General features: G+C 64.6%; 10 protein-coding genes, 2 tRNA genes and 3 pseudogenes. 11 read left to right on the forward strand and 4 right to left on the reverse strand.

Annotation, left to right across the window (positions count from 1 at the left end):
* Window positions 1–157 precede the first annotated feature (157 nt).
* Window positions 158–231 (reverse strand) — tRNA-Ile (locus ACIGXE_RS37065).
* 163 nt (window positions 232–394) lie between these two features.
* Here ACIGXE_RS37065 and ACIGXE_RS37070 point away from each other — a divergent pair.
* Window positions 395–985 carry a hypothetical protein gene (locus tag ACIGXE_RS37070; RefSeq protein ID WP_399754546.1) on the forward strand — a complete coding sequence of 197 codons (591 nt, stop codon included), beginning with the start codon at window positions 395–397 and terminating at the stop codon, window positions 983–985.
* A 344-nt stretch (window positions 986–1,329) separates the two neighbouring features.
* Complete coding sequence (locus tag ACIGXE_RS37075; protein ID WP_399754548.1) at window positions 1,330–1,515, forward strand: hypothetical protein; 186 nt, start codon at window positions 1,330–1,332, stop codon at window positions 1,513–1,515.
* A 154-nt stretch (window positions 1,516–1,669) separates the two neighbouring features.
* Here ACIGXE_RS37075 and ACIGXE_RS37080 read toward each other — a convergent pair whose 3' ends face one another.
* Both ACIGXE_RS37080 and ACIGXE_RS37085 read right to left on the reverse strand, forming a co-directional pair.
* A complete protein-coding gene (locus ACIGXE_RS37080; RefSeq protein ID WP_399754550.1) occupies window positions 1,670–2,224 on the reverse strand; it encodes a helix-turn-helix domain-containing protein in 555 nt (184 codons plus the stop codon).
* Complete coding sequence (locus ACIGXE_RS37085) at window positions 2,202–2,588, reverse strand: hypothetical protein (protein WP_399754553.1); 387 nt, start codon at window positions 2,586–2,588, stop codon at window positions 2,202–2,204. The genes ACIGXE_RS37080 and ACIGXE_RS37085 overlap by 23 nt, the downstream gene beginning before the upstream one ends.
* Before the next feature lie 608 nt (window positions 2,589–3,196).
* Here ACIGXE_RS37085 and ACIGXE_RS37090 point away from each other — a divergent pair.
* Window positions 3,197–3,269 (forward strand) — tRNA-Arg (locus ACIGXE_RS37090).
* Window positions 3,270–3,345: 76 nt separating this feature from the next.
* On the opposite strand, the gene ACIGXE_RS37095 is transcribed toward ACIGXE_RS37090, so the two are convergent.
* Window positions 3,346–3,780: a cytochrome P450 gene (locus tag ACIGXE_RS37095; protein ID WP_399754555.1), complete on the reverse strand. Its 435-nt coding sequence runs from the start codon at window positions 3,778–3,780 to the stop codon at window positions 3,346–3,348.
* Window position 3,781: 1 nt separating this feature from the next.
* Here ACIGXE_RS37095 and ACIGXE_RS37100 point away from each other — a divergent pair.
* From ACIGXE_RS37100 to ACIGXE_RS37135, 8 genes and pseudogenes are all read left to right on the forward strand, one after another.
* A pseudogene (locus ACIGXE_RS37100) lies at window positions 3,782–4,444 on the forward strand (IS5 family transposase); the annotation flags it as partial.
* A 66-nt stretch (window positions 4,445–4,510) separates the two neighbouring features.
* A complete protein-coding gene (locus ACIGXE_RS37105; protein WP_399754556.1) occupies window positions 4,511–4,819 on the forward strand; it encodes a transposase in 309 nt (102 codons plus the stop codon).
* The gene (locus ACIGXE_RS37110) at window positions 4,816–5,736 is read left to right on the forward strand and encodes an IS3 family transposase (RefSeq protein WP_399754557.1); all 921 of its coding nucleotides are present in this window, start codon (window positions 4,816–4,818) and stop codon (window positions 5,734–5,736) included. Before ACIGXE_RS37105 ends, ACIGXE_RS37110 begins: the two co-directional genes overlap by 4 nt.
* 65 nt (window positions 5,737–5,801) lie before the next feature.
* Window positions 5,802–6,144: pseudogene (locus ACIGXE_RS37115) on the forward strand (IS5/IS1182 family transposase); the annotation flags it as partial.
* 206 nt (window positions 6,145–6,350) lie between these two features.
* Window positions 6,351–6,471, forward strand: a pseudogene (locus ACIGXE_RS37120) (IS481 family transposase); the annotation flags it as partial.
* A gap of 448 nt (window positions 6,472–6,919) precedes the next feature.
* A complete protein-coding gene (locus ACIGXE_RS37125; protein WP_399754559.1) occupies window positions 6,920–8,614 on the forward strand; it encodes a protein kinase in 1,695 nt (564 codons plus the stop codon).
* Window positions 8,615–8,672: 58 nt separating this feature from the next.
* The gene (locus ACIGXE_RS37130) at window positions 8,673–9,377 is read left to right on the forward strand and encodes a hypothetical protein (protein ID WP_399754561.1); all 705 of its coding nucleotides are present in this window, start codon (window positions 8,673–8,675) and stop codon (window positions 9,375–9,377) included.
* A 188-nt stretch (window positions 9,378–9,565) separates the two neighbouring features.
* A partial coding sequence (locus ACIGXE_RS37135; RefSeq protein WP_399754563.1) for an IS5 family transposase occupies window positions 9,566–9,939 on the forward strand: 374 nt, incomplete at its 3' end.

Genomic DNA, 9,939 nt, shown 5'->3' on the forward strand with positions numbered 1-9,939 from the left:
CCGACCCCAGGCCCTACATCTGGACCAAGACCGCAGACGAGATCCTCGAACGCCTCGCCTCATATCTGAACAGAATTCCTGACTCAGAAGACTAGCGGCCCTATCGAAATCCGGCAGCCGCCCAGGAGCGCCGACGGCAGCGGACGAAGGCTGCATGTGGGATGGGTGGGACTTGAACCCACGACCGACGGATTATGAGTCCGCTGCTCTGACCAGCTGAGCTACCACCCCACCCATTCGATTAGAACACACGCCCGGTTCCGGTACCTCGCCAGGCGAGCGGGCGAGGTACCGGAAAGCAGCCGCTTACGGGCGACCGCTGACCGAAGCAACCAGAGATCACGTGTCCCGCTCTGCGCGTGCGGGGAGTCTGGTGCGGGGCCAGGATGGGGGCATGTCCGCTCCAGCAGGTGGGGGTGACAAGAGCTGGGCGCGCCCGATACGGGCACTGCGTCTGGAGACGCTGCGCGATATCGAGGCATTGGTGCGTGAGCTAGTAGAGCTGCACGGTGAGCTGCTGGCATGCGACGACCGTGACGAGGAGCGGGTACGGAACCTTTTGCACGCGGCGGGTGTGAGGGCCGGGATGTGGGTGGACGACATCGCCTGCCGCTTCGCCGAAACCGATCATGACGCCGACGAACTGTTTGCCCGGGCGTGGCAGTTTGTCGATGACCTGGAACTGGAGCCCGGCGGATTTCTGACCAGGGACGATCCTGCCTTGTTCACGACACTGCGGGGCTCAGCCGCCAGCATGCTGGCCCGGCTGTGGGTCACCGGCTACCTTCTCGGCCCCGTCCCCGAGGACGCATGGCCCGAAGAAGAACTCGCCCTCCTGTTCCTCAGAGCCCTCGAGCACCATGCCGACGCCCTCGCGCTCACCGAGACTCTCGATCATCACACCGCGAGCGGTGACGCATCGCCCTTGTCCGAGAAGCCCGGAAATAATGATGAACCGGGCGAAACGCAGGCGGGCCAACCCTAACTGCCGTGTCACCTGCCGGCTACAAGCGGACGATTCTCGACGCTGATACAGCCGTATCAGCGGAAGAGGACCATTTCGCGTGTGCCGCCGCGCCGTGTGCCGCCGCTGGCGGTGACGGACGCATGAAGTGCACCCCGGTCACATGTCACACGAAGACGCCGCCCCGTCTGGACCCATCCAGCCAGAGTCCCCGCCCCACTCTCAGACGCCGCCCAAGTTGTAATAAGGGACCTGGCTGAACACCAGTGATGGCACCGCTTGCCGTGCGGCTGGCAGCTGCGTTACTGAGCCCCTTTCATCCCGGCCCTTGGGCGAAACCACTGGTCAGGGATGGGCGGTCAGGAGTGGAAGTCCGCAGGCTGCTCGAGGAACTCCGCGTCGGCTACGTAGTCGCGGTACCGAAATCGCAGCAGGTCAAGAGCCTGGTGCTTGAACTCCGCCGCCCGGTGACGGCGGTCAAGGGAACCGATCACCTTGCCGGTGACGACCTCGAGGGCGGCGAAGAGAGTGGTCGTGCCGCCCGGATGTAGTCGTGGGGCCGCGGCGTTCGGGAGCGCCGGGCACCATCGGCGGACCGCCCGGGACCGGTCCGGGGCTGGATCTGCAACTTCTCATCCACGCGAAGAACAAGCGCCTTCTTTGGCGCGCGGGTCAAGGTAGAGGCCGACGAGGTCGCGGAACTTGTCAATGAACAGCCGGCCTTTCGACAGCTCGAACGTCTCGGCCCGTGCTGCTGGAGGGCGAACGGCCGCCAGATCCGCGAGATCGCCGACTGCGACATCCCCGTCGCGCCGCCATCGACCTGGTCGACCAATGAGTCGCGTTCCTCGGAGTCACCTCGAGCGTCTTAACGATCAGCCGCTCGACGTCCGCATCGGTGATCTTCCGCGGAACGCCCGGCCGCGGGTCGTCACACAGACCGTCCAGACCCCGCTCGAGAAAACGGCGCCGCCAGGTGCGGACCATATCCGGAGTGATCCGCAGCCGGCGGGGCACGTCCATGAGCGGCGAGTGGCTCTCGGCGCACTCAAGCACGATCCGCGACCGCTGAGCCAACGCCTGGGCCGTCGTCCGACGACGCACCCACCCCTCCAGCACCGCCCGCTGGGCATCAGTCACCGACAACGACTGGACCCGGACTCCTTTGGCACTCCTGAGGCCATCTGGACAGGCCCAACCAGGTGGGGGCCACTCTGCAGATACCCAGCGGACCCCACTACCGATCCTGTATACCTCCATGCGGGCTGCTGACCACCAGCGGCATAGAACCTTCACCGAGATAGAAGTGCCCGGAGTGGTACTCGATGTGTAGATGCCCCCCGGCCCCGGCGGAGGCCACCCAGCGCAGATTGTCCGCAAGCACCGTTCTCCCTGCGGCATCACCCGAGATCACAAGAACTTGGGCTTCGACATCAAGACGGATGAGAACCCCCGGAGCAGAAACCGTTTTGATCTCTACCCCCCTCAGAGCGCCGCCGCTCGACGACGCCATAGCAGGGACAAATCCCCCACCACTCGCCACCGCATCCGCCACACGGGCCAGTTCTTCTGACGACGCCGTGAGAACCACCTCGCCATACCCATGGCTGTAATCGAGCAGCACTAAATGCACACCCTTTCAAGCAAGTCGGCTCTCATAATGTCTGGAACCTGCGCGAAGAGCCATCCCGCACGGAAGCCAGCCCGCCTGGGCGGTGTGAAAGGACTGGTCCCGTGGACATTGCCCGCCAGCAGGGGCATCAAGACCACCCTGTTCCAGTAATGACCAGTCGCCCACCCACAGTCATCTCAAACGGCACAGGGGCTCAGCTGACCGTGGCCCCAAGACGTCAACCCCGCGCACTACCGCCTCCGCAGCCCGGCCGAGTGAGCCTCCGCCCGGCTCCAGTCCTGGCGCATCATCCGCCACAGCCCACCGTGGCCACAGGATCCAGGTCCTCACCAACGAAATCCACGACTGAAGCGCTGCGGAAACACCGGTCCCACCCCAAGGCAGGGCAGCACCCGCAACACGCAGAAACGGCAGCAGCCACACCGCTGTAGAGCAGCCATCACTCACTCCAGAGGGCCGTCTTCCGTGATCACCTGAGCGTCGGCACAATGGTTCCCCCGATGTGCCAGGGGTAGGGCTGCCACTGCTGCCGGGACAGCCCTGCCCCAGCGGCCCTAGCAGACACCTTGAAGACCACATGGCGGTGCTGTGGCTGCACGGCTCCCGTAGCTCAGCGGATAGAGCGGACGCCTTCTAAGCGTCTGGTCGCAGGTTCGAGTCCTGCCGGGAGCGCTGCCCGGCCTCGGCCAGGTCCAGGTGCCCGCAATGCCGCCTCGCCTCATATCTGACACAATTCCCGAGTCGAAAATTAGCTGAGGGCCACAGGGAACGTTTCCATAGCGCGTTGGGAGCGGTAGCTCGTCCAGGTAGGGGATGTGGCGGGCTTGAGGCCGGGGCCGAAACGGCGGAGCAGGGCTTGAAGGGCGATTTTGGTCTGACCGTGGGCCATGTGGCGGGCAATACAGGTATGAGGGCCGGTGCCGAAGGCTAGGTGGGGCCGTGCCTGAGGCCGGTGGGGGGCAAAGCGGTCAGGTTCTGTGAACGCGGCGTGGTCGCGGTTGGCCGCTCCGACCATTATGCGGACAGGGGTATGGGGAGCCAGCTCGACACCTTGAGCCTGCATGGCCTCGCGTGGGGCGAGATTGGCCCCAGTGGTGATCAGTGGGGAGCGGAACCGCAGAGCCTCGTCCAGCCATGCCTTCGGGTCAGCGAAAAGTAAGTCATTGTGCTCGGGATAGTCCATTGCAGTGAGGTTCGTGGCGACGTCGGGGTGCGCGTGGCGGCAGGTGCCGCCGTTGTTCGGGCCGGCCTGGCCGACGGTCTACCGGAGGTTCGCCCGCTGGAGCAAGGACAGGGTCTGGGCCCGTCTCCACCGGGTCATCCTGGATGAACTCGGCGCCCGGGGAGGCCTGGACTGGTCGCGTTTCGCCATCGACTCGGTGAGTGTCCGGGCCCTCAAAGGGGGCTTTTGACCGGACCGAATCCGACCGACCGTGGCAAGAACGGATCGAAGATCCACCTCGTCACCGGACCGATCCGGTCTGCCGGTCGCGGTCGCCATCTCCGCGGCCAACACCCACGACAGTCTCGCTCCGCAGCCCCTCGTCGCGTCGATACCCCCGGTCCGCAGCCGCCGCGGCCCTCGCCGCCGACGGCCCGACAAGCTCCATGGCGACAAGGGCTACGACTATCCCCACCTGCGGCGATGGCTCCGCGCTCGCGGTATCACGCCACGGATCGCCCGTCGTGGGATCGAGACCTCACAGCGGCTCGGACGCCATCGATGGGCCATCGAACGCACCATGTCCTGGCTCACCGGCTGCCGCCGGCTCCACCGACGCTACGAGCGCAAGCCCGAGCACTTCCTCGCCTTCGCAGCCATCGCCACCAGCCTCATCAACTACTGAGGTTCCCCCGAGATGCGGCGGAAGGTGTCAGCGGGTCAGATGGTCCTCACGAGAGGAGATCTGATCATGGCTGCCCCGAGGAAGTACCCGCTGGAGTTGCGGGAGCGTGCGGTGCGGATGTACCGGGCCACCGAGCCGAAGCCGCAGATCAAGCAGATGGCCGTCGATCTTGGCGTGCATCCAGAGGCCCTGCGGTCCTGGATCCGCCAGGCCGAGGCGGACGCCGGCGAGCGTGATGACCGGCTGGCCACCGCCGAGCGGGAGGAGCTCGCCGCGCTGCGGAAGGAGAATGCCCAGCTCAGGCGGGCCAATGACGTGCTGCGGACGGCATCGGCGTTTTTCGCGGCGCAGCTCGACCCGACCCGGCCCAGGTGACGGCGCTCCTCGATGAGCATCCGCGTCTGGGGGTCGAGTGCGTACTTCGGGAACTGCACATCCCTTCCTCCACGTACTACCGGTGGCGCCGGGCGGAGGCCGAGCCGTGCGAGCGCCGGCGGCGCGATACGGAGCTGACCGAGCAGATCCGCCGGATCCATGCCGACTCCGGCGGGGTCTACGGCTCCCCGCGGGTGCATGCCGTCCTCAAGCGGGAGGGTGTGCACGTGGGCCGCAAGCGCGTCGAACGCCTGATGCGCCAGGCCGACCTGCGGGGCATCAGCCCGCGCCGGACCAGGAGCTTCACCCGCCGGGATGCCGGCGCCGACCTCGCCGACGACCTGGTGCAGCGCGACTTCACCGCGCCGGCGCCGAACCGGCTATGGGTCACGGACCTGACGATGATCCCCACGCACGAAGGGCCCCTGTGGCTGTCGGCGATCCGTGATGCCTTCTCCCGAAGGGTGGTCGCCTGGGAAACCTCCGCCAGGGCGGATGCCGATCTGGTCCTCACCGTGCTGGAATACGCCCTCGCCTCCCGGGAGATCGCGCCCGGCACTCTCGTCCATCACGCCGACCACGGCTGCCAGTACACCTCCGTGAAGCTGACAACACGCCTGGTCAGAGCAGGTATCGAGGCATCCATGGGGTCGGTCGGCGACAGCTTCGACAACGCCCTCGCCGAGAACCTGTGGTCCACGATCAAGACCGAATGCGTCCGCGGCCGCATCTTCGCCACCCGGGCCGAAGCGAACCTGGCGCTGTTTGAGTACCTCGACGGTTTCTACAATCCCCGCCGCATCCAAAAACGGCTCGGCTACCTCAGCCCGATCGAGTACGAGGAGCAGCACTACGCCGAGCAGGCAGCGGCCGAACGAGCGAACCTGAACACCCATCAACCCCAGCTGACCAGCTGATCAGCACCTCCCGCGCAACGGGGGAACCTCACTACCAGCGACTCACCAAGTGAAACAAGGTCTAAAGCCACGGCCTGAAGCCTATGGTGGCCGATCTCCAAACGAGACACCACCCCCACCGCAGACAGTACTTCCATCCAGAAAACTCCACACCGACGAACCTACGATGTTGCTGACCTGCGAAGATGGCTCCACCGCAAGATCATGCCCCACAGCGCCCGCAAAGGAATCGAACCCAAAGAACGTCTCGGCCGACACCGGCGGGTCATCGAGCGGGCCCTCTCCTAGCTGACCGGCTACCACCGCCTCAATAACCGCTACGAACGCCACCCCGCCAACTACCTGGGCTTCCTCGGCCTCGCCGCAACACTCACCTGCCACAAGCGCCAGTTCAAACTCACCACATAAGACACGGTCTAAGGACTTGGAATGAGTGAGGGCCGGGCCTTGTGGCTTGGTGTGGATTGCGACATGCACCGGCGACCAGAAAGGCCCTGGGGCCCGCCGTGACGCACCTGAGCGAGACGTCTGCGGCTGACGGGCTGGATTCATAAGGTCGGCCTGCTCCCGCCGCAGGTGGCCTGCCCGCGTCGCGGGCCTGCTGAATCTACCAGCCCTCCACCGTCCGCCGCGTCCTGATCCACCTCCGTCTTGCTTCTGGACCGGGCCACCGGCCACGCCGTGCGCCGCTACGAACACGGCAAGCCCGGAGAACTCGTCCACGTGGACACCAAGATTCGGCAAACATTCCTGAGGTGCAACCAGCGGTTTTGCCACCTGGTGAACTGAGTACCGAGTACTCGCTACTACTCGTCAGCGATGTGGAACTATCAGTCTGACTAACTTTGACATACCTCAAACATCGCGGCCCTTTACTCGCTTTCAAGTAATACTCTGAGATACTCCCATAACCTTGAAACCCATTTCCAGACGCTCTCGCTGTTACGGAATTTTGTGCGACATCCAAACATAGCTCAGGCATCCTCGATACAGCGAGTCGAATGGATTCGCAGCGACTGGAGGGTAGCGACGCTTTGACGGCGTGCGGGCAAGGGCGGGACGAAATATAAGCCCGTACCGAATTATTCATCCCCAAAAATCGCGCCTTGTGTTGTACCAGGAAGCGGTATGGCCGAGCAAGGAAAGGTGATGGGGGTGAAGGACGAAATACGAGAGAATCACCATGGAGTTGAAACAGAACGTGGATGTACCGCAGGATACTCGCTGGGAGCTCGCCGGCTACACCCACGATCGTGAACTCGGTGCCGGTGCTGCAGGCCGGGTCGTTCTTGCCTGGCACGACGCCACTGGCAGGCCTGTTGCCATCAAGTACCTCAACGGGGAACTGGCGACCCGGAGTGGCCTGCAGGCTGAGGCTGAACTGCTCGGCGCACTGGACTCGCCGCACGTAACCAGGCTTTATGAGTACGTAGAAAGCTCTCACGGCGCGGCCATCGTCATGGAACCAGTGAACGGCGTCTCACTTCGCGACCTACTCCAAGCAGAAGGTGCCACTCAACCCGAGGCGGCACTGAGCGTGCTCAAGGGCTCGTTACTCGGTCTGGCGGCGGCTCACGAAGCTGGCCTGGTGCACCGGGATTACAAGCCCGGCAACGTGCTGGTTACGCCAGACGGAATGTCAAAGCTCATTGACTTCGGTATAGCCGTCCCTGTGGGAAATACGGGCGACATCGTCGGCACCCCTGCCTATATGGCACCCGAACAGTGGGAAGGCAAGCCTGCCTCGCCGACTACGGACGTTTACGCCGCTACGGCGACCTTCTTCGAATGCCTCACCGGTGCCAAGCCCTTTGACGGTACTACGCTGAGCGAACTTGCGACCCAGCATATGTCTGCGGCAGTACCAGCAGAAAGTGTTCCCCTGGCGTTGAGACCTCTGCTCCGGGCAGGGCTGGCCAAGACTCCGCAACAACGGCCTGGATGTGCGTTGGATTTGGTCGTCGAACTCGAGGCGGCAGCCGGTGCGGAGTACGGGGATGACTGGGAAAAGCGAGGGAGAGGGATGCTTGCGGCCGTGGTGGTGCCGCTGCTCCTCAGTTTGGGACACCCCTCGCTGGCACTGAGATCGATGGCTACGACCGATCTTGGAGGGTCAGGAGGGCCGCATACGTCGGATGGCCCAGGTATGCCGAACCGGCGGCGGCGCGTAAAGGGGCGGAAGGCGATCGGCTCAGCAGCTGCTGGGGCTGTCCTGATCGGCGCACTTGCTGTTGTGGCGACCACCGGAACCGGCGGCTCAGATGGCAATACGGCGATTCCCGCACCGAAGCTGACGAGCAGCCTTGGGCCACTGCCGGGCGAAAGCCCGATAGCGAGCCTGTTGCCCGCACCACCATCCGAATCGATCTCGCCGACGGCTTCGGATTCGGCACCCGTCTCAGCTTCCGGCTCTGCCGAAACCTCGACGGCGTCGGTGCCGGTGCCGGTGGTCACACAAACCATTTCCGCATCGGCACCCAAACCTGCCTCTAGCGCTACGGTCCCTCCGCGTGGCACTACAGCACCCTCCCCATCGCCGAGCACGTCCCGCGCCTCGCTGAGGGTCCTGGCCATCTCAATGACCGTGAGTTGCGACGGCGAGTCGGCAGCGAAGGCCGCCGGGACAGTATTCACCAACGGAACCAAGGCTGGCACGCTGACCATGACGTGGAGCTGGACGGGCGCGACAGGGGGTCGTATCTCCACAAGCCGCATCCTGACCTTGCCGACCGGCCAAAAGACTGTGCCATTCAGCTTCTCGCAGCCGTTCAATGGCGCCGGCGCCCTGACCGCTCGGGCCGCGAGCACTCCGGCCGCGGAGCGCGGGCAAAACATTTCCGGCGATGTTACGTACTCCACGTGCGACCAGCCCTCGTAACACCGGATCGCATATGAGCACTCCTCGCCACCCAGGACCGGATCGACAGCCGCCGACAATGAAGTACACAAAGTTTCAGAGTCCATCCGCGACGGCAGAAAAGACGTTCCAACTCGGGCGCCTTCCTTCCTCGGCCGAAGAGACCAGACGCCTGGCTCCTGGTAGCACCGCACAGGACATTCCGCAAGCAGGAGCCATCGCACGTCACCACGAAGAGCCGGATAATGCGACCCTTCTCGACCCCGAGTCTTGGCCCACGTCGGCATCCACCACACACACCCGACTCCTGCCAGCCCAGGAAGAACTGCGCAGGTTCGGCCCAGGCGTGCCCCCGCAGGCAATGGATGCCTGGCACAGAACGCCACCACGCCGAAAGCGCCGACGCTGGCCGCTGCTGTCCCTGCTGACCGTGCTCGCAGTGCCTGCCTTCCTCCTCTGGCAGTGGAGCACCACCCCGATCACCGTGACCGCGTTGACTGTCCGCACCGATCCCGCCGGCATAACTTGCAACGGCACCGCCCTTATCACGGGCACGCTCGAAACTGAAGGAGCAGGGGGCGCCATCCAATACCATTGGATCCGCAGCGACGGAACAGATTCCGGCATGCTGACGGTCGACGTGCCCAGTGGCCACCGCACGACCGAGGTCGAGCTTCGCTGGGCCTTCAAGGGACGCGGCACAATGAACGCCACCGCAACCTTGGAGACTGTTCTTTCTACTACCAATTCAGCGGCTGTCTCCTTTACCTACACCTGTAGATGACAGAGCGTTTGTTCGCGAACGCGGTCAGGTCACCCCCTTGCCTCTAGCGAGTATGGCGTTGACTGGGTCCATACATCCCGTAATGACGATCAGCGTGCGATGCGGTGATGTGCTTGCGGCGGACCCATCGCCGCTGTTCAGGAGTGCCCTAGGTGTTTCCTTCGGATCATCTGATCGTTGGTCGGTGTGTGTCGTTGACTGACGCCCGCTGGGCGAGGATCGGACCGTTGTCGCCGGACCGGACACCGAGGCGGGGTGGGCGGTGGCGTGATCATCGGCAGGTGATCGACGCAATCGCGTTCAAGTACCGCGTCGGCACGCCGTGGATGGACCTGTCCGAGCACTTCGGGTCGTGGAAGGGCGCCCACGACCGGTTGCGGAGGTGGGCCTCGGACGGCACCTGGGAGCGCGTGTTCACCGCCCTGCTCGCCCAGGCAGACGCCGAAGGCGACCTCGACTGGCTCGTTGCGGTCGACTCCACGATCGTCCGGGCTCATCAGCACGCGGCCGGGGCCCGTCAAAAGGGGCCCCGGCCGGCGAGCCGCACGACCATGCCCTCGGA

Source organism: Streptomyces sp. NPDC053431 (assembly GCF_044544925.1).
Classification (GTDB): domain Bacteria; phylum Actinomycetota; class Actinomycetes; order Streptomycetales; family Streptomycetaceae; genus Streptomyces.